General features: G+C 70.0%; 28 protein-coding genes. 15 read left to right on the top strand and 13 right to left on the bottom strand.

Annotated features, from left to right (window positions below; translation table 11 throughout):
- Positions 1-82 precede the first annotated feature (82 nt).
- A complete protein-coding gene (locus P7V53_RS03905; RefSeq protein WP_280154169.1) occupies positions 83-1,042 on the top strand; it encodes a LysR family transcriptional regulator in 960 nt (319 codons plus the stop codon).
- A gap of 3 nt (positions 1,043-1,045) precedes the next feature.
- Here the strand turns inward: P7V53_RS03905 and P7V53_RS03900 are convergent, their stop codons facing one another.
- Positions 1,046-1,837: an SDR family oxidoreductase gene (locus P7V53_RS03900; protein WP_280154168.1), complete on the bottom strand. Its 792-nt coding sequence runs from the start codon at positions 1,835-1,837 to the stop codon at positions 1,046-1,048.
- Between the two features lie 111 nt (positions 1,838-1,948).
- Between P7V53_RS03900 and P7V53_RS03895 the strand changes: the two genes are divergently transcribed.
- The 7 genes from P7V53_RS03895 (at position 1,949) to P7V53_RS03865 (ending at position 9,910) form a co-directional block, all read left to right on the top strand.
- Complete coding sequence (locus P7V53_RS03895) at positions 1,949-2,851, top strand: SMP-30/gluconolactonase/LRE family protein (RefSeq protein WP_280154167.1); 903 nt, start codon at positions 1,949-1,951, stop codon at positions 2,849-2,851.
- Between the two features lie 123 nt (positions 2,852-2,974).
- On the top strand, positions 2,975-4,705 hold the full coding sequence (locus tag P7V53_RS03890) for an IlvD/Edd family dehydratase (protein WP_280154166.1): 1,731 nt from the start codon (positions 2,975-2,977) through the stop codon (positions 4,703-4,705).
- Between the two features lie 10 nt (positions 4,706-4,715).
- Positions 4,716-5,711 carry an AraD1 family protein gene (araD1, locus tag P7V53_RS03885; RefSeq protein ID WP_280154165.1) on the top strand — a complete coding sequence of 332 codons (996 nt, stop codon included), beginning with the start codon at positions 4,716-4,718 and terminating at the stop codon, positions 5,709-5,711.
- Positions 5,711-6,745, top strand: a complete 1,035-nt coding sequence (locus tag P7V53_RS03880; protein ID WP_280154164.1) for a UDP-glucose--hexose-1-phosphate uridylyltransferase — start codon at positions 5,711-5,713, stop codon at positions 6,743-6,745. Before araD1 ends, P7V53_RS03880 begins: the two co-directional genes overlap by 1 nt.
- Position 6,746: 1 nt before the next feature.
- On the top strand, positions 6,747-7,916 hold the full coding sequence (galK, locus tag P7V53_RS03875) for a galactokinase (RefSeq protein WP_280154163.1): 1,170 nt from the start codon (positions 6,747-6,749) through the stop codon (positions 7,914-7,916).
- 3 nt (positions 7,917-7,919) lie between these two features.
- A complete protein-coding gene (locus P7V53_RS03870) occupies positions 7,920-8,936 on the top strand; it encodes an aldo/keto reductase (RefSeq protein WP_280154162.1) in 1,017 nt (338 codons plus the stop codon).
- Positions 8,933-9,910, top strand: a complete 978-nt coding sequence (locus tag P7V53_RS03865) for a galactose-1-epimerase (protein ID WP_280154161.1) — start codon at positions 8,933-8,935, stop codon at positions 9,908-9,910. The genes P7V53_RS03870 and P7V53_RS03865 overlap by 4 nt, the downstream gene beginning before the upstream one ends.
- A gap of 33 nt (positions 9,911-9,943) precedes the next feature.
- Here P7V53_RS03865 and P7V53_RS03860 read toward each other — a convergent pair whose 3' ends face one another.
- From P7V53_RS03860 to P7V53_RS03840, 5 genes are all read right to left on the bottom strand, one after another.
- Positions 9,944-10,747 carry a sulfite exporter TauE/SafE family protein gene (locus P7V53_RS03860; protein WP_280154160.1) on the bottom strand — a complete coding sequence of 268 codons (804 nt, stop codon included), beginning with the start codon at positions 10,745-10,747 and terminating at the stop codon, positions 9,944-9,946.
- Positions 10,748-11,029: 282 nt separating this feature from the next.
- The gene (locus P7V53_RS03855; RefSeq protein ID WP_280154159.1) at positions 11,030-11,323 is read right to left on the bottom strand and encodes a hypothetical protein; all 294 of its coding nucleotides are present in this window, start codon (positions 11,321-11,323) and stop codon (positions 11,030-11,032) included.
- 152 nt (positions 11,324-11,475) lie between these two features.
- Entirely contained in the window at positions 11,476-12,816 is a 1,341-nt protein-coding gene (locus P7V53_RS03850; RefSeq protein ID WP_280154158.1) for a Gfo/Idh/MocA family oxidoreductase, read from the bottom strand.
- A gap of 1 nt (position 12,817) precedes the next feature.
- On the bottom strand, positions 12,818-13,690 hold the full coding sequence (locus P7V53_RS03845; RefSeq protein WP_280154157.1) for a phytanoyl-CoA dioxygenase family protein: 873 nt from the start codon (positions 13,688-13,690) through the stop codon (positions 12,818-12,820).
- Complete coding sequence (locus tag P7V53_RS03840; protein ID WP_280154156.1) at positions 13,650-14,351, bottom strand: GntR family transcriptional regulator; 702 nt, start codon at positions 14,349-14,351, stop codon at positions 13,650-13,652. Before P7V53_RS03840 ends, P7V53_RS03845 begins: the two co-directional genes overlap by 41 nt.
- Before the next feature lie 125 nt (positions 14,352-14,476).
- Here P7V53_RS03840 and P7V53_RS03835 point away from each other — a divergent pair, with 125 nt between their 5' ends.
- Together P7V53_RS03835 and P7V53_RS03830 are read left to right on the top strand one after the other, a co-directional pair.
- On the top strand, positions 14,477-14,719 hold the full coding sequence (locus P7V53_RS03835; RefSeq protein WP_280154155.1) for a hypothetical protein: 243 nt from the start codon (positions 14,477-14,479) through the stop codon (positions 14,717-14,719).
- Between the two features lie 36 nt (positions 14,720-14,755).
- Positions 14,756-15,070 (top strand): hypothetical protein, encoded by a 315-nt coding sequence (locus P7V53_RS03830; protein ID WP_280154154.1) that lies wholly within the window; start codon positions 14,756-14,758, stop codon positions 15,068-15,070.
- A gap of 22 nt (positions 15,071-15,092) precedes the next feature.
- Here P7V53_RS03830 and P7V53_RS03825 read toward each other — a convergent pair whose 3' ends face one another.
- From P7V53_RS03825 to P7V53_RS03815, 3 genes are all read right to left on the bottom strand, one after another.
- On the bottom strand, positions 15,093-16,616 hold the full coding sequence (locus tag P7V53_RS03825) for an amidase family protein (protein ID WP_280154153.1): 1,524 nt from the start codon (positions 16,614-16,616) through the stop codon (positions 15,093-15,095).
- Between the two features lie 84 nt (positions 16,617-16,700).
- On the bottom strand, positions 16,701-17,666 hold the full coding sequence (locus tag P7V53_RS03820; protein ID WP_280154152.1) for a tripartite tricarboxylate transporter substrate binding protein: 966 nt from the start codon (positions 17,664-17,666) through the stop codon (positions 16,701-16,703).
- A 28-nt stretch (positions 17,667-17,694) separates the two neighbouring features.
- Positions 17,695-18,822: an FAD-dependent oxidoreductase gene (locus tag P7V53_RS03815; protein ID WP_280154151.1), complete on the bottom strand. Its 1,128-nt coding sequence runs from the start codon at positions 18,820-18,822 to the stop codon at positions 17,695-17,697.
- A 45-nt stretch (positions 18,823-18,867) separates the two neighbouring features.
- Between P7V53_RS03815 and P7V53_RS03810 the strand changes: the two genes are divergently transcribed.
- Together P7V53_RS03810 and pncB are read left to right on the top strand one after the other, a co-directional pair.
- Positions 18,868-19,479 carry an XRE family transcriptional regulator gene (locus P7V53_RS03810; RefSeq protein WP_280154150.1) on the top strand — a complete coding sequence of 204 codons (612 nt, stop codon included), beginning with the start codon at positions 18,868-18,870 and terminating at the stop codon, positions 19,477-19,479.
- Positions 19,480-19,523: 44 nt separating this feature from the next.
- Complete coding sequence (pncB, locus tag P7V53_RS03805; RefSeq protein WP_280154149.1) at positions 19,524-20,708, top strand: nicotinate phosphoribosyltransferase; 1,185 nt, start codon at positions 19,524-19,526, stop codon at positions 20,706-20,708.
- Between the two features lie 249 nt (positions 20,709-20,957).
- On the opposite strand, the gene P7V53_RS03800 is transcribed toward pncB, so the two are convergent.
- A complete protein-coding gene (locus P7V53_RS03800) occupies positions 20,958-21,143 on the bottom strand; it encodes a hypothetical protein (RefSeq protein ID WP_280154148.1) in 186 nt (61 codons plus the stop codon).
- Between the two features lie 7 nt (positions 21,144-21,150).
- Positions 21,151-21,327 carry a hypothetical protein gene (locus P7V53_RS03795; protein ID WP_280154147.1) on the bottom strand — a complete coding sequence of 59 codons (177 nt, stop codon included), beginning with the start codon at positions 21,325-21,327 and terminating at the stop codon, positions 21,151-21,153.
- 133 nt (positions 21,328-21,460) lie between these two features.
- On the opposite strand from P7V53_RS03795, the gene P7V53_RS03790 reads away from it, so the two are divergent.
- Entirely contained in the window at positions 21,461-22,405 is a 945-nt protein-coding gene (locus P7V53_RS03790; RefSeq protein WP_280154146.1) for a LysR family transcriptional regulator, read from the top strand.
- Between the two features lie 2 nt (positions 22,406-22,407).
- Here P7V53_RS03790 and P7V53_RS03785 read toward each other — a convergent pair whose 3' ends face one another.
- Complete coding sequence (locus P7V53_RS03785) at positions 22,408-23,652, bottom strand: CaiB/BaiF CoA-transferase family protein (protein ID WP_280154145.1); 1,245 nt, start codon at positions 23,650-23,652, stop codon at positions 22,408-22,410.
- The gene (locus tag P7V53_RS03780; protein ID WP_280154144.1) at positions 23,652-24,833 is read right to left on the bottom strand and encodes an acyl-CoA dehydrogenase; all 1,182 of its coding nucleotides are present in this window, start codon (positions 24,831-24,833) and stop codon (positions 23,652-23,654) included. Before P7V53_RS03780 ends, P7V53_RS03785 begins: the two co-directional genes overlap by 1 nt.
- 101 nt (positions 24,834-24,934) lie before the next feature.
- On the opposite strand from P7V53_RS03780, the gene dapB reads away from it, so the two are divergent.
- Both dapB and P7V53_RS03770 read left to right on the top strand, forming a co-directional pair.
- Positions 24,935-25,753, top strand: a complete 819-nt coding sequence (gene dapB / locus P7V53_RS03775; RefSeq protein WP_280154143.1) for a 4-hydroxy-tetrahydrodipicolinate reductase — start codon at positions 24,935-24,937, stop codon at positions 25,751-25,753.
- Between the two features lie 68 nt (positions 25,754-25,821).
- Positions 25,822-26,175 carry a YciI family protein gene (locus P7V53_RS03770; protein WP_280154142.1) on the top strand — a complete coding sequence of 118 codons (354 nt, stop codon included), beginning with the start codon at positions 25,822-25,824 and terminating at the stop codon, positions 26,173-26,175.
- The last annotated feature ends 50 nt before the right edge of the window (positions 26,176-26,225 follow it).

Genomic DNA, 26,225 nt, shown 5'->3' with positions numbered 1-26,225 from the left:
GGGAGCCATGGGATATAGGCCTAATAGTTATTTGGCGGGGAGCCATATAGGATTTCGGATCAATGGAAACCCTAGATCGCTCATGAATTACACGCACTGGTTCATCCGCGCGCGGCTGAAGACACGCCAGTTGCTGCTGCTGGTCGCCATCGCCGAGGAAGGCAACATCCACCGCGCGGCCGACGTGCTCAACATGACGCAGCCGGCCGCGTCCAAGCTGCTGAAGGACCTGGAGGACGTGCTGGACGTGCCGCTGTTCGACAGGCTGCCGCGCGGCATGCGGCCCACCTGGTATGGCGAGGCGATGATCCGCCACGCGCGTGTCGCGCTGGCCAGCCTGAACCAGGCGCACGACGAGGTGCAGGCCCTGAAGTCCGGGCGCTTCGGCCAGGTGAGCGTGGGCGCGATCACGACACCCGGGCTGATGCTGCTGCCGCAGGCCATCTCGGCGGTGAAGCAGGCGCATCCGACCCTGCGCGTGTCGCTTCTGATCGAGACCAGCGACGTGCTGATGGAGCGCATGGCGCAAAGCAGGATCGACATGCTCGTGGCGCGCCTGTTCGCGCAGCACGACAAGACCGCGCTGCGCTACGAGGCGCTCGCCGAGGAGCCGGCGGTGGCCGTGGTGCGGCCGGGCCATCCGCTGCTGGGTGTCGACGGGTTGAGCCTGCGCGACCTGTCGAGCCGCAGCTGGATCGTGCCGCCCGAAGGCAGCGTGCTGCGCCACCGCTTCGACCTCATGTTCCGCGAGGAAGGCCTGGACGCGCCGGCCGACCTCATCGAGACCGCCGCGCTGCTGTTCGTGACCAAGATGATCGGCGAAGGCGACGCCATCGGGCTGCTCGCCGGCGACGTCGGCCATTACTACGCCCGGCACGGCATCGTCGCCGTGCTGCCCATCGAGCTGCCCTGCCGCATGGACGCCTTCGGCATCATCACGCGCACCGACCGGCCGCTCTCGCCGGCCGCGCGGGTCATGCTCGCGGCGCTGAAGTCGGCCGCGGCGGAGATGTACGGGGTGACGCTGGAGGCCGCGGCGTAGCGCTCACATCCACCCCCCGTCCACCTTGAACTCCTGCGCCGAGCACATGGCGCCGTCGTCGGACGCGAGGAACAGCACCATGCGCGCGATGTCCTCGCTCTGCAGCAGGTCGGGCAGGCACTGGGCTTCGCGCAGCGCCTGCTCGCTCTGCGCGTCGAGGTTGAGCTTGAGCTGGCGCTCGGTCATCACCCAGCCGGGCGTCACGGTGTTCACGCGGATGCGGTGGGCGCCCAGCGGCGCGGCGAGGCCACGGGTGAGCCCGTTGACCGACGACTTGGCGATCGCGTAGCACGGATAGCCGCCCTCCTTCAGCTGCCAGCCGGAGGACCCGAGGTTGATGATGGACCCGCCGCCACGTCGCTTCATCCCGGGCACGACCGCCTGGACGGCGAAGAAGGCGGGCCGCTGGTTGATCGCCATGCGCCGATCCCAGTAGTCGACCGTCACCGACTCCATGGCGTGGCGGTCGTCGCTGGCGACGTTGTTGACCAGCACCGAGAAGTCGCCGATGGCCGACGAGGCGCGCCCGATGGCCGCCTGGAGCGCGGCGATGTCGCTCACGTCGCAAACCTCCCACCACGGCGGCGGCTGGTCGGCCGCCTCGATCTCCCGGGCCAGCGCCTCGCTGGCCTCGCGCGCGATGTCGATGAAGGCGACCCGCGCGCCCTGCGACGCGAAAGCCTTCACGATGGCAGCGCCGATGCCGCTGCCGCCTCCGGTGACGAAGACGCTCTGCCCCTCCAGGCTGGGGTAGCGGGCCAACTGGGCTCCGTCGATCTGGCGCAGTGTCGTCATGAACGTCTCCGTGATTGCAAATTTGATATGAACTGATGCGTATCTATATATTTCCTATTATCAATGTGCCTCGATACGATCGAGCCCGTCAAGCCGTCTCCTTCGCGCCGCATGTCCTCCTTCGCGTCTCCGCACTGCGGCTCGCCACAAGCCCTCTGGCCCGCTGCCGCACAACTCGGGGAAGGCCTGTGCTGGTCGGTCGGGCAGCAGGCGATTTACTGGGTCGACATCCTCGGCCAGCGCCTCTTGAGACTGCACCCGTCGACGGGCCGGCAGGCGCAATGGGACTTCGACGAGACCATCGGCGCCATCGCCGAACGATCCGCCGCCCCGGGGCTGATCGTGGCGCTGCGTCATCGCATCGCCCTGTTCGATCCGGACACCGGCAGCTTGCAGACCCTGCATGAGCCCGAAGCTCACCTGCCGGGCAACCGCTTCAACGACGGCAAGTGCGACGCCCAGGGCCGCTTCTGGGTCGGCTCGATGGACATGGCCTGCCGCTCGCCAACGGGTTCGCTCTATGCCGTGTCGGCTCACGACATCACGCGCATCTGGCCCGACAACTTCCCGGTGAACAACGGTCCGGCCTGGTCGCCCGACGGGCGCACCCTGTGGCTCAACGACACGGCGCGCAACGTCGTCCATCGTGCGGATTTCGATCCGGCCGGCGGCACGCTCGCCCGCCCGCATGCGTGGCTGCGCTTCGCCCACGGCGACGGCTATCCGGACGGCATGACGACCGACCGCGACGGCCGCCTGTGGATCGCGCACTGGGCCGGCGGCTGCGTCACCTGCCACGCCCCCGACGACGGCCGCGAGTTGGCGCGCATCGCGATGCCCACCTCCAACATCACCAACGTCGCCTTCGGCGGCCCCGATCTGCGCACGCTGTTCGTCACCAGCGCGGCCATCGAGTTGTCGGCCGAGCAGCTCGCCGCCCAGCCGCTGGCCGGGGCGCTGTTCGCGGTGGAAACCGACGCGGTCGGCCTGGCACCGTGCCGTTTCGCGGGCTGACCCCTGCAGGCATGCCGATATCCATATCCCTGCCGCCAAAGATCTCATTGGTTGGATATCGCTGATCCCCGTAGTCTTCACGGTTTCGCATAAGCACACCGGCAAGAGGCCACAGGAGACAACATGTCCGACCGGAAGAAGTTGCGTTCGGCCGAATGGTTCGGAACCGCCGACAAGAACGGCTTCATGTACCGCAGCTGGATGAAGAACCAGGGCATCCCCGATCACGAGTTCCAGGGCAAGCCCATCATCGGCATCTGCAACACCTGGTCCGAGCTCACGCCCTGCAACGCGCACTTCCGCAAGATCGCCGAACACGTCAAGCGCGGCGTCTACGAGGCGGGCGGCTTTCCGGTCGAGTTCCCGGTGTTCTCCAACGGCGAATCGAATCTGCGTCCCACCGCGATGCTGACGCGCAACCTCGCGTCGATGGATGTCGAGGAAGCGATCCGCGGCAATCCGGTCGACGCCGTCGTGCTGCTCGTCGGCTGCGACAAGACGACGCCCGCGCTGATGATGGGCGCGGCGAGCTGCGACGTGCCGGCCATCGTCGTCAGCGGCGGCCCCATGCTCAACGGCAAGCTCGAAGGCCGCGACATCGGCTCGGGCACCGCCGTGTGGCAGCTGCACGAATCGCTGAAGGCCGGCGAGATCAAGCTGCACCAGTTCCTCGCCGCCGAGGGGGGCATGTCGCGCTCCACCGGCACCTGCAACACCATGGGCACGGCCTCGACCATGGCCTGCATGGCCGAGGCGCTCGGCGCGGCGCTGCCGCACAACGCCGCGATCCCCGCCGTCGACGCGCGCCGCTATGTGCTCGCGCACATGTCGGGCATCCGCATCGTCGAGATGGCGCTCGAGGACCTGACGCTGTCGAAGATCCTCACCCGCGCGGCGTTCGAGAACGCGATCCGCACCAATGCCGCCATCGGCGGCTCGACCAATGCAGTCATCCACCTGAAGGCCATCGCCGGGCGCATCGGCGTGCCGCTGGAACTGGAAGACTGGACCCGCCTGGGCCGCGGAACGCCGACCATCGTCGACCTGATGCCATCGGGCCGCTACTTGATGGAGGAGTTCTATTACGCCGGCGGCCTGCCCGCGGTGCTGCGCCGCCTCGGTGAGCACGGCCTGCTGCCGCATCCCGACGCTCTGACCGTCAACGGCCGCACGCTCTGGGAGAACGTCTGCGATGCGCCCAACTACAACGAAGAGGTGATCCGCCCGATCGCCAAGCCGCTGATCGACGACGGCGGCATCCGCGTCCTGCGCGGCAACCTGTCGCCGCGCGGGGCCGTGCTCAAGCCGTCGGCGGCCTCCCCCGAGCTGCTGCGCCACCGCGGGCGCGCCGTGGTGTTCGAGAACCTCGAGGACTACAAGCGGCGCATCGCCGACGAGGCGCTCGAGGTCGACGCGAGCTCGGTGCTCGTGATGAAGAACTGCGGCCCCAAGGGCTATCCCGGCATGGCGGAGGTGGGCAACATGGGCCTGCCGCCCAAGCTGCTGCGTCAGGGCGTGAAGGACATGGTGCGCATCTCCGACGCCCGCATGAGCGGCACCGCCTACGGCACCGTCGTGCTGCATGTCGCGCCCGAGGCAGCCGCGGGCGGGCCGCTGGCCGCGGTGCGCGACGGCGACTGGATCGAGCTCGACTGCGAGGCCGGCCGCCTGCACCTGGAAATCTCCGACGCCGAGCTGGCCGAGCGCATGTCCGGGCTGACGCTGCAGCCGGCATCGGCCGAGGGCGGCTACCAGAAGCTGTACATCAACCACGTGCTGCAGGCCGACGAAGGCTGCGACCTCGATTTCCTCGTCGGCTGCCGAGGTTCCGCCGTGCCGCGACACTCTCACTGAAGGTGCTCCCATGCTGCTGATCCAGTTCCAGACCCCCGAAGGCCGCACACGGGTCGGCCTGCTCGACGCCGAACGGCGCCAGGTGCGGCCGGTCCTCGGCACCGACACCACCCATGCGCTCGCGCAGACCGCGATCGCCCGGCAGCTCACGCTGGAGGGACTGCTGGCCACCGTCGCATTCGAAGACCCGCTGGCCTACGACCGCATCGCCGGCGAAGGCCGCCTGCTGCCGCCGCTCACGCACCCCGACACCGCGCACTGCCTCGTCACGGGCACCGGCCTCACGCACCTGGGCAGCGCCGAGTCGCGCAACGCGATGCACAAGAAGCTGGCCGAAGCGCAGACGCTGACCGACAGCATGAAGATGTTCCAGATGGGCCTCGAAGGCGGCAAGCCCGCGCCGGGCCGCACCGGCGTGGCGCCGGAGTGGTTCTACAAGGGCGATGGCTCCATCGTGCGCGCCTCGGGGCACGACATCGAGATGCCCGAGTTCGCGCTCGACGGCGGCGAGGAGACGGAGATCGTCGGCCTTTACGTCATCGGCGCCGACGGCACGCCGTGGCGCGTCGGCTTCGCGCTCGGCAACGAGTTCTCCGACCACGTCACCGAGCAGCAGAACTACCTGTACCTCGCTCACTCGAAGCTGCGCGCCTGCTCGGTCGGACCGGCACTGCGCGTGGGCACGCTGCCTGCTCATGTCGGCGGCCACACGCGCCTGCGGGATGCCGCGGGCACGCTGCGCTGGGAAAAGCCCTTCCTGAGCGGCGAGGCCAACATGTCGCACACCATCGCCAACCTCGAGCACCATCACTTCAAGTACGCGCTGTTCCGCCGGCCGGGTGACGTGCATCTCCACTTCTTCGGCGCGGCCACGCTCAGCTTCTCCGACGGCGTGCGCGTGCAGCCCGGCGAAAGCTGGGAGATCGAGTCGCCGGAGTTCGGCCCGCCGCTGGTCAACCGCCTGACCGTCGAGTCCGCCGCCCATCCGGCGGTGAACACACTCTGATGTTCGACGCCGCCGGCCACCCGCACCGCCGCCGCAATCCGCTGACGGGCGAGTGGGTGCTGGTCTCGCCGCACCGCGCCTTGCGTCCGTGGCAGGGCCAGCAGGAACCGGCGCCGGCGCTCGCGCTGCCGGCACACGATGCGCAGTGCTACCTGTGCGCCGGCAACCTGCGCGCCAACGGCCAGCGCAATCCCGACTACACCGGCACCTTCGTCTTCGACAACGACTTCCCCGCCCTGCTGCCCGACGTCCCGCCCGCGCCGCCGGGCAGCGACCCGCTGTTCGAGGCGTCGGGCGCGCGCGGCACCTGCCGGGTGATCTGCTTCTCGCCCGACCACGGCAAGACGCTGCCGGAGCTGCCGCTCGCCGCGATCCGCGAGGTCATCGACAGCTGGTGCGCGCAGAGCGAGGAGCTCGGCGCGCGCTATCCGTGGGTGCAGGTGTTCGAGAACAAGGGCGCGATGATGGGCTGCTCGAACCCGCATCCACACGGCCAGATCTGGGCGAGCGACTTCGTTCCCGGCGAAGCGGCCGTGGAAGACGAGCTCCAGCGGCGCTACGCCGATCTCCACGGACGGCCGCTGCTGGCCGACTACGCCGAGCGCGAAGCCGCCGGCGGCGATCGTGTGGTGGTGCAGACGGCGCACTGGCTGGCCGTCGTGCCGTACTGGGCGACGTGGCCGTTCGAGACGCTGCTGCTGCCGCGCTTCGACGTGCAGCGGCTGCCCCAGCTGCAGCCGCTTCAGCGAGAGGACCTCGCCGTGGCGATCAAGCGCCTCACCAGCCGCTACGACAACCTGTTCGCCTGCTCCTTTCCCTATTCGATGGGCTGGCACGGCGCGCCCTTCGACGGCCGCGACGCGCCCGCCTGGCGCCTGCATGCGCATTTCTATCCACCGCTGCTGCGCTCGGCCGGCGTGCGCAAGTTCATGGTCGGCTACGAGATGCTGGCCGAGGCGCAGCGCGACCTCACGCCGGAGCAGGCCGCCGCGCGGCTGCGCGCGGTGAGCGATGTTCATCCCGCCGATGCCTGACATGCCCACGCCCCGCAGCACCGCGCTCGCGGCCTTTCAGCGCCGCTTCGGGCGCGCGCCCGCGCGCCTGGTGCAGGCGCCGGGCCGCGTGAACCTCATCGGCGAGCACACCGATTACAACGACGGCTTCGTGCTGCCCTGCGCGATCGACCGCGGCACGGTCGTGGCCGCCGCGCCGCGCGACGACCGCGTCGTGCGCGTCGTCGCCGCCGACCTGGGCGATGGGGTCGACGAGTTCCATCTCGACCGGCCCATCGTTCCTCGCGCCGACGCCACCTGGACGCACTATGTGCGCGGTCCGGTCAAGCACTTGCTGGCGCACGGGCACGCGCTCGCGGGCGCCGACCTCGCCGTCTCGGGCGACGTGCCGCAGGGTGCGGGCCTGTCGTCGTCGGCGTCGCTGCAGCTCGCCGTCCTCCAGGCTTTCAAGGGCCTGGGCCGACTCGACACGCTGGCTCCGTCGCGCATGGCACTGCTGGCGCAGGAGGCGGAGAACCGCTTCGCCGGCTGCGACTGCGGCATCATGGATCCGCTGATCTCCGCCCTCGGCGTCGAAGGGCACGCCCTGCTCATCGACTGCCGCACGCTGGACGCGCAGCCGGTGCCGCTGCCCGCCGGCGCCGCCGTGATGATCGTGCATTCGCGGGTGCGGCGCGGCCTGGTCGGCAGCGCGTACAACCTGCGCCGACAGCAATGCGAGACCGCGGCGCGGCACTTCGGCGTCAAGGCGCTGCGCGACCTCTCGGTGCCGATGTTCGAAGCGCGTGCCATCGAGCTCGACCCCGTCGTTCGCCGCCGCGCCCGGCACGTGCTCACCGAGAACGACCGGACCGTCGCGGCCGCGCGGGCGCTGGCCGCCGGCGACCTGCGGGAGATGGGAGCGCTGATGGCGGCATCGCACGATTCGATGCGGGTGGATTTCGAGATCACGGTGCCGCCGGTCGACGAGCTGGTGCGCCTGCTGCAGCAGGTGATCGGCGACGCCGGCGGCGCGCGCATGACGGGCGGCGGCTTCGGCGGCTGCGTCGTCGCCCTGCTGCCCGAAAGCCTGGTGCCGCAGGCGCGCGACGAGGTCGCACGCCACTACCGCTCCCCGTCCGGCGAGCCGGCCGACGTGCACGTGTGCCACGCATCGAACGGCGCCGGCGACCTGCCGCTGCAGGACGGCTGATCGATGCAGGACCACCGCGCGGCGACGACGCGCTACGAGGCGATGACGTTCCGCCGCTGCGGCCGCAGCGGCCTCGATCTGCCGGCCGTGTCGCTGGGCCTGTGGCACAACTTCGGCGCGCAGGACGATGCGGAGAATGCACGCGCCATCGTGCGTGCCGCCTTCGACCTGGGCATCACGCACTTCGACCTCGCCAACAACTACGGGCCGCCGCCGGGTTCGGCCGAGGAGACCCTGGGCGCGCTGCTGCGCGGCGACCTGCGTGGCCATCGTGACGAGCTGGTCATCGCGACCAAGGCGGGCTACACGATGTGGCCTGGCCCGTACGGCGACTGGGGCTCGCGCAAGTACCTGGTCGCCAGCCTCGACCAGAGCCTGCGCCGCCTGGGGGTCGACTACGTCGACATCTTCTATCACCACCGTCCCGACCCGCGCACGCCGCTGGAGGAAACGATGGACGCGCTGGCGCACCTCGTGCGCTCCGGACGCACCCTCTATGTCGGCCTGTCCAACTACCCTGCCGAGCTGACGCGGCGCGCCGCCGCGCTGCTGCGTGAGATGGGCGCGCCCTGCCTGATCCACCAGGGGCGCTACAACCTGCTCGACCGCGGGATCGAAGCCGATCTGCTGCCCGCGCTTGCCGAGGAGGGCATCGGCGGCATCGCGTTCTCGCCGCTGGCGCAGGGTCTGCTCACCGACCGCTATCTCGACGGCCGCATTCCGGCCGACTCGCGGGCCGCGGGCACGCGCGGCTTTCTGCGTCCCGCGCACCTGACCGCGCAGCGCGTGCAGCTCATCGCGCAGCTGAACGACTTCGCCCGGTCGCGCCGACAGACGCTGGCGCAGCTCGCGCTCGCCTGGGTGCTGCGCCATGAGGTGATGGCCTCGGTGCTGATCGGCGCCAGCCGCCCGTCGCAGGTGCGCGAGGCCGTGAGCGCGTTGCGCGCGCCGGTGCTCGCGACCGACGAGCTGGCGGCGCTCGACGACCTGCTCGCGCGACACGGGAAGGATGCGCCATGACCCGCACGATCCACCTGCGGCACCCCCAGGGCCTGTCGCTCACGCTGTCGACCTTCGGAGCGTCCTGGCTGTCGTGCAGGGTGCCGCTGGCCGACGGCTCGCAACGCAGCGTCATCCTGGAGCGGCCGGCCCTGCCGGACGCCGCGGCGCGCAGCGCCTACATCGGCGCCACCATCGGCCGCTACGCCAATCGCATCGGCTCGGCGCGCATCGCGCTCGGTGAACGCTCGTGGGCACTGCAGCCGAATGCCGGCTCCAGGCACCAGCTCCACGGCGGGCCCCAGGGATTCGATGCACGCGAGTGGACCTTGGTCGGTGCCGACGACATGTCGGCCCGCCTGGCGTTGGTGTCGCCGGATGGCGACCAGGGCTATCCGGGCGAGCTGCACGCCGAGGTGAGCTATCGCCTGCTGGACGCGATGACCATCGAGATGGAGGCGGTCGCGCGCGTGAGCGCCGCGAGCCCGGTGTGCCTCACCAACCACGCCTACTTCAATCTCGACGGCGCGCCCGGCGACGTGCGGGGACATCGGCTGCGCATCGCGGCCGATCGCTTCCTGCCGGTGGACCGCGAGCTGATTCCGCTCGGGCCGCTGGCCGATGTCGAAGGCACCGGCTTCGACTTTCGCAGCGGCAAGCCGATTGCGGCGGACTGGCTGCGCGACGAGCAGCAGCGCCAGGCCGGCGGATACGACCATGCGTGGCTGCTCGCCGGCACGCAGCCTGCCGCCGAGCTGTCGTCGACCGACGGCGCGCTGCGCATGTCGCTCTCGACGAGCCTGCCGGCGATCCAGTTCTATGCCGGCCAGTACCTCGCAACGCCCTCCGGTGCCGCGTATCCGGCTTGCGCAGCCGTCGCGCTGGAGCCCCAGTTCCTGCCCGACAGCCCCAATCACCCGGAGTGGCCGCAGCCCAGCTGCTGGCTGAAGCCGGGCGAGGTGTACCGCCACTGGATCCGCTACGCGTTCAAGTAGCGGTTCGCTCTGTCCCGGTTGCGGGAGAGGCCCTCAGCCAGCCCCCAACAGCACATAGCCCGACGACGCGGCCAGCACCAGCACCACCATCGTCCTGATCGTCCCCGCAGGAAGCCGCGCCTGCAGCCGCACGCCGACGGGGCTCGCGGCGATGCCGAAGCCGATCAGCAAGGCGCGACCGGGCGTGTCGATGAGATGCGTGCCGCCCGGCCCGCCGCCGGCCGACAGCAGCGCGCAGCCGTAGTACCCCGCGATGCCCATCAGGCCGATGAAGATGCCCACGAAGTTGGAGGTCAGGGTGCAGTCCTTGATCTGCCGCCCGTGCACGAGGAAGTAGAACATCGTGTAGGTGCCCCCGCCCACGCCGATCAGCGTGCTCGCCCCGCCGACGATCGCGCCCACCACGGCATCCTTCACCCGGCTGCGTGCGGCACGCAGGTGCTCGTACCAGCTGCGCGGGATCAGCATGCAGACCGCCAGCAGCAGCTGCAGCGCGGCAAGCAGCGGCTTGGCCACCGCATCGGGCCGCCGCCCGAAGAAGGCGGCGACCGCCAATGCCGCGACGGCTGCGGCGCCTGCGTAGAGCCGCGCGCCCTTCACCAGCTGCCAGTAGGCGGCTGCGCCGCGCGACTTGCGGTTCTCGAGCGTGGCCGACAGGCTGTTGAAGAGCACCGCGAAGAACGACACCACGATGGCGTCGCCCATCGCCTCGGTGCCGAACAGCGCCACCAGGGCCGGCACGATGAAGATGCCGCCGGCCAGGCCGACGGCGCCGGAGACGAGTCCGCCGCCGGCGCCGACGAGCGCGAGCAGCGGATAGGCTTGAAACGTTGTCATGGGCAGCTCCCACACAGGCAAGGTGCGGGATCTTCCCGGCGAGCCGGGGCGGCGTATTGGACATCTGCGACAACGGGCAGACGCGCAAACGCTTACAGCCTCTTGCCGCTATCACCAGCCGCTGGCGCAGCGCGCGGGCATCGCCGCCCGCTCAATCCTCCTTCGAGCCCGCTGTCGAAGCGGGGTCGCTGCGACGTGATCGGAATGCCTTGCCGCATGCACTTCCAAACGACGACACGCCGGCCACCTTGCGGTGCCGGCGTGTCGACGGATGAAGGGCGCCTACTGCTTCGGGGCGTCGCTCTTCGCGTCGCTGCGGGACTTCATCGCAGCCTGGTAGTCGTCCTGCGCCTTCTTCAGGCAGTCCTGCTGGGCCTGCTTGGAAGACTCGGCCTTGCAAGCCTTCTTGGCTTCCTCGTGCGCCTTGGCGGCATCCTTGTTCGACACGGACGTCGACGCGGTCGCCGGGTCGCTGGTCGTGCCCGAGCTCGTGGTGCTGGAGGTCTGGGCCTGCGCGACGGCGAACACGCCGGCCAGGAGGGAGGCCGTCAGGGTGGGAAGAATGGAGAGTCTCATGGTAGGGATGGTTCCTTCGGTTTCGCCCCTCAGCGGGCAAGCGGATGCGGCAAGTGCGGCTCCCAAACCCGTGTCGCGACGTCAGCAATGCAACGAGGTGGTATCGATGTGACGACGTCGACTCACTTCGTGGCGAAGCCCTGCAAGCCCCGTCACGCCGCGAACGCGTCCTCCATCGCCTTGCGGATGCCGTACGCGCGCGTGCTCGTGTCGATCGCCACGTCGTCCCAGCTCAGGCTCTGTCCTTTGGCCACCGGCCGCAGCACCTTCACGTCGTGCGCCAATCCCAGGGGCAATCCGCCCAGGCGTGACGACGTCGCGGCCGGCAGCAGCTTGCCCCACACCGTGTAGCCGCCTTCGCCGTCGAGCAGCTCGCCGGGCTTCAGGTCGCGCTTGGCGGTGGCGACCACGTCGGCGTTCCATCCGGTCGCCACGCCGGTGGGCTCGCCGCGCAGCGCGACGCTGGCGACCGAGACGCCGACCTCCAGGCCGATGAGATGCCAGCGCTTGTACAGCGTGAAGTAACGGCCGCTCGGGTCGGTGTGCGCGTTGTATTCCTCGAAGCAGTTGCGGATGTACTCGGTCTCGCCTTCCACCGTGACCCACACGCCCATGCGGATGTCGTAGGGGATGGCCCGGCCGTCGGGCTCGAGCGAGGAGATCACTTCCACCATGCCCTTGCGTTCGAGCACGCCGCCTTCCGAGCGCGGCCGCGTGACGAAGGGAATGTCCTCGACGCTGGCCGGCGGGTAGTGCAGTCCGTCGCTCGGCACGCCCAGCCCGGTCGCATTCGACACGGCCGTCGATTCGATCGACGGCTTGGAGCCGTCGAGAAAGCTGTTGAACATCTTCGGATTGAGTCCGCCGCGCGCAGCCTGCTCCGGCGTGAGCCCGTAGTGGCCCCACACCGTCTCGGGCGTCGATTCACAGAAGTGCGGCAGCCACTTGTGTCCACGCCCGGCGGCGACGACCGGAAAGCCGCAGGTGCGCGCCCAGTCGACCAGGTCGCAGATCAACGCAGGCTGATCGCCGAAGGCGAGCGAATAGACAACCCCGGCTTCGGCCGCCTTGCGCGCGAGCATGGGCCCGCAGAACGCGTCGGCTTCCACTGTCACGTTGACGACGTGCTTGCCCTGGCGAAAGGCCTCCAGGCAGTGATCGACGGCGGCGATCGGATGGCCGGTGCACTCCACGACGATGTCGATGGCCGGATGGCGCACCAGCGCGGCCCAGTCGTCGCCGACGTGCGTCGCGCCGGACGCGATCGCCTCGTCGAGCGACGCGGCCTGCGCGCGTTCGGCCGGCCACCCGATGCGCGCCAGGTTGCGGCGTGCCGTGTCGGGCGACAGGTCGGCGATGCCGACGAGCTGCACGCCGGGGATGCGCGGCACCTGCGCGAGGTACATGGAACCGAACTTGCCGGCGCCGATGAGGCCGATGCGCACCGGCTTGCCGGCGGCGGCGCGCTGCTGAAGCTTGGCGTACAGGCTCATGTCAGGTCGCCTCCCCCAGCGGTTGGAGCGAGGTGACGAGCGCGCTCGCCGGCATGCCGTTCTTCCACGGCAGGTCGACCTTGTGCTCGCGCAGCAGGCAGTCCTCGGGCAGGCATTCGATCGGCGCGAAGTCGCGGTGCGCGATGTACTCGGGCCGCTTGTGACGGCGGATGTGGTTGCTGACCGCGCACAGGCTGAGGTAGACGCTGACGCGGTTCCACGGCGACAGGTTGCTGCCCGAGGCATGCACCAGGCACGAATGGAACAGGATCATCGAGCCCGCGGGCCCCAGCGGCGACACGATGCCGCCCTGCTTGCCGCCGGCGCGCTCGACCAGTTCGGCGACCAGCGCAGGGTTCAGCGTCCACAGCGGGTAGCTGGTGGTGGTGACGTCGTGCTCGGCCTCGGCCACGCCCTTGCGGTGGCTGCCTGGGATGAACATCAGCGGGCCGTTGAAGGCGTTGACGTCGTCGAGGAAGATCGCCACGTTCATCGCGCGCTCGGTGGGCATCAGGTCGTCGTTGAGCCAGGTTCCGTAGTCCTGGTGCCACTGCCAGACATCGCCCTCGAAGGCCATCTTGCCGTTGATCTTGAACTGGTGCATGTAGAGCGCCTCGCCCAGCAGCTGCTGCACCGGCTCGATCATGCGCGGATGGCGGGCCAGGCGGGCAAAGGGCTCGCTGTACAGGTGCGCGGCGAAGTTCGTGCGCACCGCCTCCGAGCCCTTCTCGCGAACGTTGAAGGCCTCTCGCAGGCGGTAGAGCGCAGGCACCGCGTCGTTCAGCGCCCGCACCTCCGCGGCCGTGAACAGTCCCGGAAAGAACAGATAGCCGTCACGGTCGAACTGTTCGACCTGCTGCGGGGTGAGCTTCATCGAATGCCTCCTTCGAAAGCTGCCGGCTCATGTGATCGCTGGCGCGCTGGTCGTGGCCGCTGATCAGGCGCGTGGCCCCGTCGGCGTCGCCGCGGGCGATGGCCTCGACGATCGCTTCGTGCTCGTCCCACACCGTGACACGCAGCGCCGACTTCTGCAGCACCGCGCCCATCGCACGGCGAATGTGGCGCCAGTGCACATGCGCGCTCTGCGCGATGAGCGGATTGCCCGAGGCGGCGTAGATGGCGTCGTGGAATGCCGCGTCGGCTTCGATCATGGCCCGCACGTCGCGGCCACGCGCGGCCTTGCGCCCCTGGGCGATCAAGGCGGGATCGAGGACCGCTCGCTGCTGCGCCGCCAGCCGCACGGCCAGCACGTCCAGCGCGGCGCGCACCTGGTACACGCCGGCGATCCACGCGCTGTCGAGCGGCGCGACCAGCAGGCCGCGGCCGGGTGCATCCACCACCAGGCCATCGGCCTTCAGCAGGCGCAGCGCCTGCAGCACCGGCTGGCGAGACACCGCCAGCTGCCGCGCGATGTCCTCCTGGGTCAGCCGGGCGCCCGGCGCCAGCGAGCCTTCGACGATGGCGTCGAGCAAGGCACGGTGGACACGCTCGACGAGGTCGGGGGTGGAATCGAGCTGGACGAGGTGGGCGGGCATGGCTGTCTTCTGTACTCTGTATACAGAGTACGCGACGAACGTCGAAGCGCCACTCGGGATTACGCGCAGGGTCGGATGGAGACTCGCGGGCGGTGTTTCGGCGATGTCCCGCGAAGCGTCGTGCCATGCCGCTCGGCCCCCGTGTTGCGGTCGTAGGCAAGTCACGGACGTCGCCTCCGTCCTCTGCCGATATGCACGCCTTGGCGGTGCAAGTATTCGGCAAGCTGCTCTACGACATGATCTCGGAACACGACACCTGGAAAACGATATCGGGACAGGAGCCGCATCCGATGAGCGAGATCGGCGACGTTCGCATAGGTGATAAAGCGAGCGGGCAAGGGCTGCATACGCATTGGGTAGGCCATTGACGGACGTCGCCTCCGCCCTTCGCCGATATGCACCCCTTGGCCGCGCTGAAACTGAGCGTGCCGACCGATGGCACGCTCCAGGTCGGCGAGCCCATCGTCCCGGCAAACCGTCTACCTTGGATGCAAAGCCAGGCGCTCAATGCGCACTCGCAGGCGTTCCTGCATCCGCCGAAAGGGCCAGCGAATCTGCATGTGGCCTTGCGTGAGGTGGCCGCCGCGCTGCTGAAAGGCTCGGGACAGACCGACTACCTCCTGGCCAACCGGAAGGGTCTTGCCGGTGCGGACGGAGATCGTCTCCACGATGATCGCGGCGGGCTGGGGCTTGGTTGCAGTGCCTCACTCTCACCATGAGTCGTGGTCGACGCTGCGGCGGTCAAACCGCCGTAGCGCTTCCCCCGCCCGCGCTTGTCCCTTCCAAGGGCGGATGCGTCACGATGGCCTTCAGCTCCGGGCGTGCCTCGCGCAGCGTTTCGACATCCGGCCGCGGCCGGCGCAACGCAGGGATCGCTTCGAACGCCTGCTCCAATGCCCGCGCCGCGCCCAGCAGCGCCGCGTCGCCACGCAGGCGGCCGATCAGCTGCAGGCCGAATGGCATGCCGTGCTCGTCGCGGCCGCAGGGCAGCGACAGGGCGGGATTCGTCGCGAGCGTCACCACGTAGGTGAGGCCCAGCCAGTGGTAGTAGTTGCGCATGGCCTGCGAATCGATGCGCTGGGCGTAGAGCTCGGTCCACGGGAATGGCGTCACCGGCGTCGTCGGCGCGAGGATGAGGTCGTAGCGCTCGAAGGCATGCGCGAATTGCCGCGCGATGCGCGTCTGCTCCAGATGCGCCCACGCGCGGTCCGCCAGCGTGATCGCCGCCGCCATCTCCACGTTGGCGCGCACGTTGGGCCCCAGCGTCTCGGGCTCGCGCCGATAGACGTCGGCATAGGCGGCGACGAAGCTTTCGGCGCGCAGCGTGTCGAACGCGCGGTCGGCGTCGCCCAGCGCCAGCTCGACCGGCTCGCAGCTCGCGACAAGCGGCCGGATCGCGGCCACGCGCTCGCGAAAGACGCGCCGGATCTCCGGATCGACGATGCACACGCCGAAGTCCTCGGTGGTGCCCACGCGCAGGCTCGCCGGATCGATCGGCGCGACGCCACGAAACGCTGCCGCGTCGACCGGGTACGACAGCGGATCGCGTGCATCGAAGCCCACGCTCGCGGCCAGCTGCAATGCGACATCGTCCACGCTGCGCCCCATCGGCCCGAGCACCGAGATCACCGACCAGCCGAGCGGGCGGCTGTCGTTGGCGACCAGCCCGGGGGAGGGTCGCAGCCCGACCACGCCGCACAGCGCCGCCGGGATGCGCAGCGAGCCGCCGGTGTCCGAGCCGGTGGCCAGCGGCAGCATGTCGACCGCCAGCGCCGCGGCCGACCCGCCCGACGAGCCGCCGGCGTTGAGCCGCGGGTCGAAGGGGTTGCCGGTCGCCCCCCACACCGGGTTGCGCGTGTTGGCGCCCGCGCCCATGTCGGGCACGTTGGTCTTCGCGGTGACGATGGCGCCGGCGGCGCGCAGCCGCGCCACCAGCACGTTGTCGGCCGCCGGCACGTTGCCGCGCAGCCGCACGGTGCCGTAGGTGGTGAGCAGGCCGGCCGTGTCCTGCAGGTCCTTCACGCCCAGCGGCAGGCCGTGCAACGGTCCCAGCGGCTCGCCGCGCAGCACCTGCGCTTCGGCAAGGCGGGCCCCTTCGCGCGCACGCGGGAAGTCTCTGGCCGCGATGGCGTTGACGGCCGGATCGAAGGCCTCGATGCGGGCGATGCAGGCGTCCATCAGCTCCACCGGCGAGATCTGCCGGCTGCCGATCAGCCGGCGCAGCTCGACCGCGGAACGTTCGGGCAGGGTCAGGTCGGGGCGCATGTCGTTGTCCTCTCAAGAACCATCAGCCACTTCCCTCACCCCCGCCCTCCCCGGCGAGCGGGACAGGGAGAGGAGAGCATCGACTCACTCCACCGGGATCTTGGCCTTGTGCACATAGGCCCGCAACAGCGGCAGCTCCTTGGCCACCTTGCCGTCGTACGCGCTGCCCGCCTGGTAGGCGACCTCCAGGCCCGCCTTCTCCAGCTCGGCGCGGATGCCCGCATCGGCCACCGCATCGGCGAGCGCCTTGGCCAGGGTCTGCTTCACCGGCCCCGGCAGGCCGCGCGGCGCGACGATGGTGATCCACGGCACCATTTCGTAGTCGGGGTAGCCGGCCTCTGCAATCGTTGGCACCTTGGGCATTGACGGCGAGCGCCTGGCCGAGGTGACCGCGATCGCCTTCACCTTGCCCGCCTCGAGCATCGGCAGGGCCGCCACATTGGTGTCGAAGGTCAGCTGCACCTGGCCGCCGATCAAGTCGGTCATCGCCGGCGCGCTGCCCTTGTACGGCACGTGCAGGATGTCGATACCGGCCATCACCTTGAACATCTCGCCGGCGAAGTGCGAGGTGGTGCCATTGCCGAACGATCCATAGGCCAGCTTGCCGGGCTTGGCACGCGCGAGCGCCACGAGCTCCGGCACGGTGTTGGCCGAAAGGCCCGGATGGGCCAGCAGCACCAGCGGCGAGGTGCCGATCAGGCCGATCGACTCGAAGCTCGTCTGCGCGTCGTACGGCAGCTTGCTCTTCAGCGCCGGATTGACGGTGAACGTGGTGTTGGAGCTGATCAGCAGCGTGTAGCCGTCGGGCGGCGCCTTGGCCACCGCGCCGGCGCCGATCGCGGTGCCCGCGCCGGCCTTGTTGTCGACGATCACGCTCTGGCCTAGCCGTTGGGTCAGCCCCTTGGCGACGATGCGCGCCACGGTGTCCGTCGCACCGCCCGGCGGATAGGGCACGACGAGCGTGACCGGCTTGTCCGGGAAGCCCGCGGCGCAGGCGCCGGCGGTTCCCAGCACGGCGGCGAGCAGGAGAGCAGCTGTGCGAACGTTCATGGTGTCCTTCCGGTGGTGGATGACGAGATCAGCGCAAGCGCCGAGGCGACAGGGCGTGCGGGTCGACGCCGTGGCGCGCCAGCGAGGGCGGCAGGCCTTCGCCGCAGAGCTGCGAGGCCGCCAGCTCCGCGGCGCCGGCGGCGCTCTGGATGCCGTAGCCCCCCTGGCCTGCGAGCCAGAAGAAGCCCGGGGCGGCGTCGTCGAAGCCGATGACCATCTCGCCGTCGCGCACGAACGAGCGCAGGCCGGCCCAGGTGCTCGCCGGGCGACGGATCCTCAGCGTGGTGACCGCTTCGATGCGATCGATTCCGATGGCGATGTCGAGCTCCTCCGGCACGACGTCGTGCGCGAAGGTGGGATCGGCGTTGGCCGGCGAGCCGAGCAGCTGCCCCGCGTCGGGCTTGAAGTAGTAGCCCTCGTCGACGCCGACGACGGCAGGCCAGCGCGACACGTCGATGCCCTGCGGCGCCTTGAAGGTGAACGCGCTGCGCCGGTGCGGCACCAGGCCGATCGGCTGCGCGCCGAAGCGGCCCGCGACCTCGTCGGCCCAGGCTCCGGCCGCGTTCACCACCGTGGCCGCGCGCAACGTCTCGCCGCCGCTGCACCGCAGCTCCCACTCCGGCCCGACGCGCACGGCGGCCTCGACGGCGGCGTTCGTGCGCAGCTCGCCGCCCTGCGCACGCATGCCGCGCAGAAAGCCCTGATGGAGCGCGTGCACGTCGATGTCCTGGGCCGCACGCTCGAAGAGCGCGCCATGCACCACCTCGGGCCGCAGGCAGCCGACGTGCGCCAGCGCGCCGTCGGCGTCGAGCGTCTGCAGATCGGGGCAGCCAGCCAGCAGCCTCGTGCGCATGTCGGCCAGCAGCGCTTCCTGTCCGCGCTCGGCCAGGTACAGCACGCCGCGCTCGCCGAGCAGCGGCTGCTCGGCGAAGCCGCCCGGTGGATGCTCGTAGAAGGCCCGGCTGGCCCGCGTGAGCGCGCGCACGGCAGGCGGCCCGTAGGTCTCCATGAACATAGCGGCCGAGCGGCCGGTGGCGTGATAGCCGGGCTGCGGCTCGCGCTCCAGCAGCACCACGCTGCGCCGTCCGGCCAGGCGGTGCGCGAGCGAGGCGCCGGCGATGCCGGCGCCGACGATGGCGACATCGAATTCTCTCATACGAGAATTCTCTCATGCGAGAATCGTGCCGTCCTGCGAATGACCATGACGGCCCATCGTCCTCGACCCCGCACCCGTCGCCGCGCCCCGCCCGCCCTGGACCGCGAGCGCCTGGGCGCGCGCCTGCGCGTGATCCGCAAGGGACACCGGCTGACGCTGAAGGCGCTGTCCGCTCGCTCCGGCGTGGCCTTGTCGACGCTGTCGAAGATCGAGCTGGGGCAGATCTCCGTCAGCTACGAGAAGCTGGCCGCGGTGGCGCAGGCACTGGAAGTCGACATCGCCGAGCTGTTCGACCCGCGGGCGCGGGCGGCGGCCGGCCACGAAGCGAGGGTCGTGCGTTCGACCCTCGAGTCGGCGCCGCGCTACGACGCCGACAACTACGACTACCGCATGCTGGCCACCGAGTTCCCGCACAAGCGCATGACGCCGCTGCACGGCGCCATCGTGGCGCGCGACCGCAGAGAATTCCCAGACTTCATCCGCCACCCGGGGCAGGAGTTCGTGATGGTGTTGTCGGGCAGCGTGCGCATCCTGTTCGAGACCGGCGAGACGGTCGAGCTCAAGCGGCTGCAGTCAGCCTATTTCGACAGCGGCGTGGGCCACATCTACCTCTCGACGGGAAAAGGCAACGCGCAAGTCGTGGTCGTGATGTCGTAGGCCGGCGAGCAGGTACAACGGCATCAAGCCCCAGGAGCTCTTCCATGTCACCGGTCCTCACCAGCCTGCTCGAAACCGATCTCTACAAGTTCACGATGTGGCAGGCGATGCTGCATCGTCATCCGCAGACGCGCGCCGAGTACACCTTCGTTTGCCGCGACGTCTGCCCCTTTCCCCTGGCCGAGCTGCTGCCCGAGGTGAACGAGCAGCTCGACCACCTGTGCCGGCTGAGCTTCACCCCCGAGGAGCTCGACTACCTGCGCGGCCTGCGCTTCATCAAGTCGGACTTCGTCGATTTCCTGCGCATCTTTCGCTTCCAGCGCGAGTTCATCCGCGCGCGCGCCGAAGGCGACACCCTGCACATCGAGGCACGCGGTCCGCAGGTTCACGTGATGGCCTTCGAGATCCACGTGCTGGCCATCGTCAACGAGCTGTACTTCCGACGCTTCGACCAGGCCGCCGCACTGGCCGAAGGCCGGCGCAGGCTCCAGGCCAAGATCGCGAGCCTGCGCGAATTCGAGCGCGAGCCGGCGCGAGCCCATCCCTTCGAGTTCTTCGACTTCGGCGTGCGCCGGCGCTTTTCCGGCGCCTGGCAGCGCGAGATCGTCGCCACGCTCAAGCGCGAGGTGCCGCAATTCTTCAAGGGCACGTCCAACGTGCTGCTGGCGCGCGACCTCAACCTGGTGCCCATCGGCACCATGGCACACGAATACCTGCAGACCTACCAGGCGTTGGGCGTTCGGCTGCGCGACCACCAGCGGGCTGCCCTGGAGGACTGGGTGCAGGAGTACCGCGGCGACCTCGGCACGGCCCTCACCGACGTGGTCGGCATGGATGCGTTCCTCGCCGACTTCGACCTGTACTTCGCCAAGCTCTTCGACGGTCTGCGCCACGATTCCGGCGATCCCGTGGCATGGGGCGAAAAGGCGCTGGCCCACTACGCGCGGCTGCGCATCGACGCGCACACCAAGCGGCTGGTGTTCTCCGACGGGCTCGACGTGCGACGCGCGCTTGCGCTGTACCGCCACTTTGCCGACCGCACGCAGCTGGGCTTCGGCATCGGCACGCTGCTGACCAACGACGTGGGTCTCACGCCGCTCAACATCGTGATGAAGCTGACACGCGCGAACGAGCAGCCGGTGGCCAAGCTGTCCGACAGCCCCGGCAAGACGATGTGCGACGACGAGACCTTCCTGGCCTACCTGCGGCAGGTGTTCAAGGTGAAGTGAGGCGATCCACGGAGTCCTCTGCCGCCCCGCGGGAGAGCGGGGAGCAGCGCCGCGACGCCGCACGCATCTCGCCCGCGAGTTGCGGCTGATTCGCCTGCCACCGGTCCGCCAGGTACAGCAGCTCACGCCGGCCGCGCGACCGGCCGTGCGCCTCCAGCGCGCGCCACACCGCCCTACCGATTCGGGCGAGCATGTCGCGCCACGTGAGGTGTGCCGGCCCGTGTGTCGCCGCGCCGCTCGAGATGCCGCTCATCGCGCGCTCCGTTGCAGCGCTTCGCAATGCAGCGCAATGCCGCGCAGCTCGGCCGCCAGCGACGGCTGCTGCGCTTCGACGTCGTGCGCGAGCGCGCGCAGATCGCGTGCCGACGGTGGAACGTCGCGCCACCACCGCCGGCAGCGCTCGCGCACCGCGGCCATCGTCTTCAGCCATGCCATGGCGGCCTCACCAGGCACGGCTGTGGCGATGTCGCGCGGAAACCGCCGCGGGACGCGACAGCAGCGCACGCCCGCCCCGCGCCAGCCCTTGCAGCAGCCAGGCGGCCAGCGTGCCCGCCAGCACCGCCCCGCGCGGCGGCGCCGCGGCCGCCTGAATGCGAACCTCGATCTGTCGGCTTGTCATGGACTTCCCCTTTCCCAGTGGCGGGACTCTGCGAGCCCCATCGAAGCCAGACTAGGGTTTTCCCGCATAGTTGGGAAATTGCTTCTGGGAATCCCGCCATCACCGCGGCGAATGCCTTCACTCCACCGGCCCTGTGAACTTCCGCACCCTCGATCTCAACCTGCTGCGTGTCTTCGACGCCGTCATGGTCGAACGCAACGTGACGCGCGCCGCTGCACGGCTCGCGATGTCGCAGCCCGCCGTGAGCAATGCCCTGCGCCGGCTGCGCGATGCCACCGGCGAGGACCTGTTCGTGCCCGGCAGCACCGGCATGGCGCCCACGCCCCACGCGCAGGCACTGTGGCCTGCCGTTCGCGCGGCGATGGATGCGCTGCGCGGTGCCTTCGACAGCAACGGGTTCGACCCGCGCCACGACGAGCGCTGCTTCACGCTGTGCATGGCCGACGCGACGGCGGACGTGCTGCTGCCCGCGCTCGTCGGCCATGTGCAGCGCGAGCGCCTGCGCGTCGACCTGCGCGTGCTGCCGCTGGCCACGCGCGACCCGCGTCCGCAGATCGACCAGGGCCTGGCGGACGCGGCGGTGGGCTTCTTTCCCGATGTCGAGGTCGCGCAGGCGACCGAGGGCGGCAAGGGCATGACGGTGCTGGACGCGCTGTATGCGTGCGAATACGTGTGCGTGATGCGCGCCGGTCATCCGCTGGCGGGCGAAGGCGAGCTGATGGGCCTCGACGCCTATTGCTCAGCGCACCACCTCCGGGTGAGCTTCGCCGGCCGGCAGCGCGGCTTCGTCGACGAGGCGCTCGCGCGACTGGGACGCCGCCGGCGCGTCGTCATGACGGTGAGCCACTTCTCCACCGCGGCCTGCGTGGTGCGTGACTCCGACCTGCTGACGGTGCTGCCGCGCAGCTTCGTCCCCGCGACCGGATTCGCCCAGTCGCTGGCCGTCCGCCCACTGCCCTTCGCCGTGCCGGCGATCGAGGTGGGGCTGTTGTGGCACCGGCGGCACGAGCGCGATGCGGGGCAGCGATGGCTGCGCGATGCGGTGGTCCAGGCGGCACGGGCGGTGGACCCGGGCTGATCTCACACCACGCCCGCCACCCGCAGACCCTCCACCCTGGCCGATTCCCATCCCAGCCACTCGGTCAACACCTCGTCCGTGTGCTGCCCCAGCGTGGGCGGCGCATGCCGGTACGACACCGGCGAGGCCGACAGCCGGATGGGATTGGCCACCAGCGGCACCGTGCCTGCCAGAGGATGCGGCATCTCGATGCGCATTCCGCGCGAGCGCACCTGCGGATCGGCGAACACCTCGTCGATGCGATGGATGGGTCCGCAGGGCACGCCGGCGCCTTCGAGCGCCTGCACCCAGTCGCGCGTGGTACGCATCACCGTGGTCTGGCGCAGCAAGGGGATGAGCACTGCGCGGTTCGCCACCCGCTGCGGATTGGTCGCGAAGCGCGCATCGGAGGCCCACTCGGGCCGGCCTGACACCTCGCAGAAGCGCGCGAACTGGCCGTCGTTGCCGATCGCGAGGATCACGTCGCCGTCGGCGGTCGGGAAGTCCTCGTACGGCACGATGGTCGGATGCGCGTTGCCCATGCGCCGCGGCACGACGCCGCCGGCGAGATAGCTCGCGGCCTGGTTGGCCAGGCACGCGACCTGGACGTCCAGCAGCGCGAGGTCGATGTGCTGGCCGCGTCCCGAGCGCTGCCGTTCGGCCAGCGCTGCCAGCACGGCGATGGCCGCATGCAGGCCCGTCATGACGTCGACGAGCGCGACACCCACCTTTTGCGGGCCGGCACCGGACTCGCCGTCGGCACGTCCGGTCACGCTCATCAGGCCGCCCATGCCCTGGATGAGGAAGTCGTAGCCGGCGCGCGCCGCATAGGGACCGGTCTGCCCGAAGCCGGTGATGGAGCAATAGATCAGCCGCTCGTTCACGCTGGCGAGGCCGGGGTAGTCCAGTCCGTATTGCCGCAGGCCGTCGAGCTTGAAGTTCTCGAGCAGCACGTCGCTGCGCAGGGCCAGCTCGCGCACCACGGCCTGGCCTTCGGGCCGCGCGAGGTCCAACGTGACCGAGCGCTTGTTGCGGTTGCAGCAGAGGAAGTAGGCCGCCTCGCCGGTGTCGCGGCCCGCGTCGTCCTTCAGCGACGGCGGGCCCCAGGCGCGGGTGTCGTCGCCGCTGCCGGGCCGCTCGACTTTCACGACGTCGGCGCCGAGGTCGGCGAGCATCTGGCCGGCCCAGGGCCCGGCCAGGACGCGCGACAGGTCGAGCACCCGCACGCCGGCCAGCGGCGGCGTGCGGGCGGCGGGCATCAGCGACATCAGAACGCCGCGATGCCCGTGATGGCGCGCCCGAGGATCAGCGCGTGCACGTCGTGCGTTCCCTCGTAGGTGTTGACGACCTCCAGGTTCACCAGGTGGCGTGCCACGCCGAACTCGTCGCTGATGCCGTTGCCGCCCAGCATGTCGCGCGCCGTGCGCGCGATCTCCAGCGCCTTGCCGCAGGAGTTGCGCTTCATGATGCTGGTGAGCTCGACGGCCGCGCTGCCGTCGTCCTTCATGCGGCCCAGGCGCAGGCAGCCCTGCAGGCCGAGCGCGATGTCGGTCAGCATGTCGGCGAGCTTCTTCTGCACGAGCTGGTTGGCGGCCAGCGGCTTGCCGAACTGCTTGCGGTCCAGCGTGTACTGGCGCGCGCGATGGAAGCAGTCCTCGGCGGCCCCGAGCGCACCCCACGCGATGCCGTAGCGGGCGCTGTTGAGGCAGGTGAAAGGCCCCTTGAGGCCGCGCACCTCGGGGAAGGCGTTCTCCTCGGGACAGAAGACCGCGTCGAGCACGATCTCGCCGGTGATGGACGCCCGCAGCCCGACCTTGCCGTGGATGGCCGGCGCCGACAGGCCCTTCATGCCCTTGTCGAGCACGAAGCCGCGGATGGCGCCCTCGTCGTCCTTGGCCCAGACGACGAACACGTCGGCAATGGGCGAGTTCGTGATCCACATCTTCGAGCCGGTGATCGAGTAGCCCCCCGGCACCTTGCGGGCGCGCGTGACCATGCTGCCGGGGTCGGAGCCGTGGTTCGGCTCGGTGAGGCCGAAGCAGCCGATCCATTCGCCGCTGGCCAGCCGCGGCAGGTACTTGCGCTTCTGCGCCTCGGTGCCGAATTCGTTGATCGGCACCATGACCAGCGACGACTGCACGCTCATCATCGAGCGGTAGCCGGAGTCGATGCGCTCCACCTCGCGCGCCACCAGGCCGTAGCTGACGTAGTTGAGGCCGGCGCCGCCGTAGGTCTCGGGAATGGTGGGACCCAGCAGGCCGAGCTCGCCCATCTCGCGAAAGATGGCCGCGTCGGTCTTCTCGTGGCGAAACGCCTCCAGCACGCGGGGCGCCAGGCGCTCCTGGCAATAGCTGCGCGCGGCGTCGCGAACGGCGCGTTCGTCGGCGCCGAGCTGGCCGTCCAGCAGCAGCGGGTCGTCCCAGTGGAAGGTCGGTTTGGTGTGCGTCATGGGAACAGAATCTACGGGGGCTTTCGCTGGTGGACAAGCGAATTGTTCGCACGCATCTGTGTGAAAGTGGAACTCCAAGACTTCGCCCTCACAATCGACCGATGAACACCCCCCTGACCGTCATCCTCTGCGGCGCCACCGGCTGGGCCGGCTCGGCGCTGGCCCGCGGCATCGCGCGCCAGCCGGACCTCAAGCTCGTGGGCGCGGTCGGCGCCCGATCGGCCGGACGCCGCCTCGGCGAGGTGCTCGGCGACGAGGCGCTCGACTGCGTGGTCTCGCCCACCGCCGCGGCGGCCCTGGCGCAGTCACCGTGCGAGGTCTACGTCGAGTACAGCAAGCCCAAGGACATCGCGACCGTCAAGGCCAACATCGTGGCCGCGCTCGAGGCCGGCGCGCACGTCGTCGTCGCCACTTCGGGCCTGTCGGACGAGGACTATGCCGACATCGACCGCGTCGCACGGGCCGCACGGCGCGGCGTGCTGGCGTGCGGCAATTTCGCGCTCACCGTCGTGCTGTTGCAGCGCTTCGCCGAGATGGCCGCGGCCTACATCCCGAACTTCGAGGTGATCGACTACGCCAAGGACTCCAAGCCCGACGCGCCCTCCGGCACGGTGCGCGAGCTGGCACTGCGCCTGGGACGCGTCCGCCAGCCGGATCTCGGCGTGCCGCTGGACCAGGTCAACGGGCCGGCCGGCGTTCGCGGCGCAACGGTGAACGGCGTGCAGGTGCATGCGCTGCGCGTGCCCGGGTTCGTGCTGGGCGTCGAGGTGGTCTTCGGCATGAAGGACCAGCGTCTGCATCTGAGCCACCAGGCGGGCACCAGCGCGGAGCCGTATGTCGACGGGGCGCTGCTGGCGATCCGCAAGGTGGGCGGCCTCACCGGCGTGGTGCGCGGGCTGGACCGGGTGATGGACCTGTGACGACCGGTGCGGGTCGACGGTGATCTAATCGCCGCTTCGTTTCCACCGCACTTCCGAGGGGATCTTCGATGGCTCACATGCTGCTGATCATTGAACCGGTCGGCCAGCGGCTCACCCGCAGCGAGGCCGAGGGCCGCGAGGTGTACGACCGCATGCTCCGCTGGGGAGACAGCCTGCGTGCGCGCGGCCTGCTGCTGGCCAGCGAGTCGCTGAAGTCGCAGTCCGAGGCCTCGCGCGTCAGCACGCGCGCCGGCAAGGCGCAGGTGGTCGACGGGCCTTTCGCGGAGGCCAAGGAAATGGTGGGCGGCTTTTTCCTGATCGACAGCAAGACGCGCGAGCAAGCCGTCGCCCTGGCCGCGGAATGCCCGGCCGCCCAATGGGCCACGGTGGAGGTCCGCTCGCTGGCGCCCTGCTACGAATAGCGGATCGGAGATCGATCCGCGCGAACACGCCGGCGGTCCGCCACCGTCGA

This window comes from Piscinibacter sp. XHJ-5, assembly GCF_029855045.1.
In the GTDB taxonomy this organism is placed as follows: Bacteria; Pseudomonadota; Gammaproteobacteria; order Burkholderiales; family Burkholderiaceae_C; genus Albitalea.
Note: the sequence above shows the minus strand (reverse complement) of the source record. Positions and strands in the feature narration are given on the sequence as shown.

Coding starts and splice junctions, on each gene's coding strand:
- P7V53_RS03900 (WP_280154168.1), bottom strand. CDS start 1,837: ATGACGACACTGCGCCAGATCGACGGAGCCCAGTTGGCCCGCTACCCC.
- P7V53_RS03770 (WP_280154142.1), top strand. CDS start 25,822: ATGGCTCACATGCTGCTGATCATTGAACCGGTCGGCCAGCGGCTCACC.
- P7V53_RS03870 (WP_280154162.1), top strand. CDS start 7,920: ATGCAGGACCACCGCGCGGCGACGACGCGCTACGAGGCGATGACGTTC.
- P7V53_RS03780 (WP_280154144.1), bottom strand. CDS start 24,833: ATGACGCACACCAAACCGACCTTCCACTGGGACGACCCGCTGCTGCTG.
- P7V53_RS03880 (WP_280154164.1), top strand. CDS start 5,711: ATGTTCGACGCCGCCGGCCACCCGCACCGCCGCCGCAATCCGCTGACG.
- P7V53_RS03855 (WP_280154159.1), bottom strand. CDS start 11,323: ATGAGACTCTCCATTCTTCCCACCCTGACGGCCTCCCTCCTGGCCGGC.
- P7V53_RS03835 (WP_280154155.1), top strand. CDS start 14,477: ATGCCGCTCGGCCCCCGTGTTGCGGTCGTAGGCAAGTCACGGACGTCG.
- P7V53_RS03785 (WP_280154145.1), bottom strand. CDS start 23,652: ATGTCGCTGATGCCCGCCGCCCGCACGCCGCCGCTGGCCGGCGTGCGG.
- P7V53_RS03825 (WP_280154153.1), bottom strand. CDS start 16,616: ATGCGCCCCGACCTGACCCTGCCCGAACGTTCCGCGGTCGAGCTGCGC.
- dapB (WP_280154143.1), top strand. CDS start 24,935: ATGAACACCCCCCTGACCGTCATCCTCTGCGGCGCCACCGGCTGGGCC.
- P7V53_RS03860 (WP_280154160.1), bottom strand. CDS start 10,747: ATGACAACGTTTCAAGCCTATCCGCTGCTCGCGCTCGTCGGCGCCGGC.
- P7V53_RS03905 (WP_280154169.1), top strand. CDS start 83: ATGAATTACACGCACTGGTTCATCCGCGCGCGGCTGAAGACACGCCAG.
- galK (WP_280154163.1), top strand. CDS start 6,747: ATGCCCACGCCCCGCAGCACCGCGCTCGCGGCCTTTCAGCGCCGCTTC.
- P7V53_RS03895 (WP_280154167.1), top strand. CDS start 1,949: ATGTCCTCCTTCGCGTCTCCGCACTGCGGCTCGCCACAAGCCCTCTGG.
- pncB (WP_280154149.1), top strand. CDS start 19,524: ATGTCACCGGTCCTCACCAGCCTGCTCGAAACCGATCTCTACAAGTTC.
- araD1 (WP_280154165.1), top strand. CDS start 4,716: ATGCTGCTGATCCAGTTCCAGACCCCCGAAGGCCGCACACGGGTCGGC.
- P7V53_RS03865 (WP_280154161.1), top strand. CDS start 8,933: ATGACCCGCACGATCCACCTGCGGCACCCCCAGGGCCTGTCGCTCACG.
- P7V53_RS03845 (WP_280154157.1), bottom strand. CDS start 13,690: ATGAAGCTCACCCCGCAGCAGGTCGAACAGTTCGACCGTGACGGCTAT.
- P7V53_RS03840 (WP_280154156.1), bottom strand. CDS start 14,351: ATGCCCGCCCACCTCGTCCAGCTCGATTCCACCCCCGACCTCGTCGAG.
- P7V53_RS03800 (WP_280154148.1), bottom strand. CDS start 21,143: ATGGCATGGCTGAAGACGATGGCCGCGGTGCGCGAGCGCTGCCGGCGG.
- P7V53_RS03795 (WP_280154147.1), bottom strand. CDS start 21,327: ATGACAAGCCGACAGATCGAGGTTCGCATTCAGGCGGCCGCGGCGCCG.
- P7V53_RS03850 (WP_280154158.1), bottom strand. CDS start 12,816: ATGAGCCTGTACGCCAAGCTTCAGCAGCGCGCCGCCGCCGGCAAGCCG.
- P7V53_RS03890 (WP_280154166.1), top strand. CDS start 2,975: ATGTCCGACCGGAAGAAGTTGCGTTCGGCCGAATGGTTCGGAACCGCC.
- P7V53_RS03815 (WP_280154151.1), bottom strand. CDS start 18,822: ATGAGAGAATTCGATGTCGCCATCGTCGGCGCCGGCATCGCCGGCGCC.
- P7V53_RS03810 (WP_280154150.1), top strand. CDS start 18,868: ATGACGGCCCATCGTCCTCGACCCCGCACCCGTCGCCGCGCCCCGCCC.
- P7V53_RS03820 (WP_280154152.1), bottom strand. CDS start 17,666: ATGAACGTTCGCACAGCTGCTCTCCTGCTCGCCGCCGTGCTGGGAACC.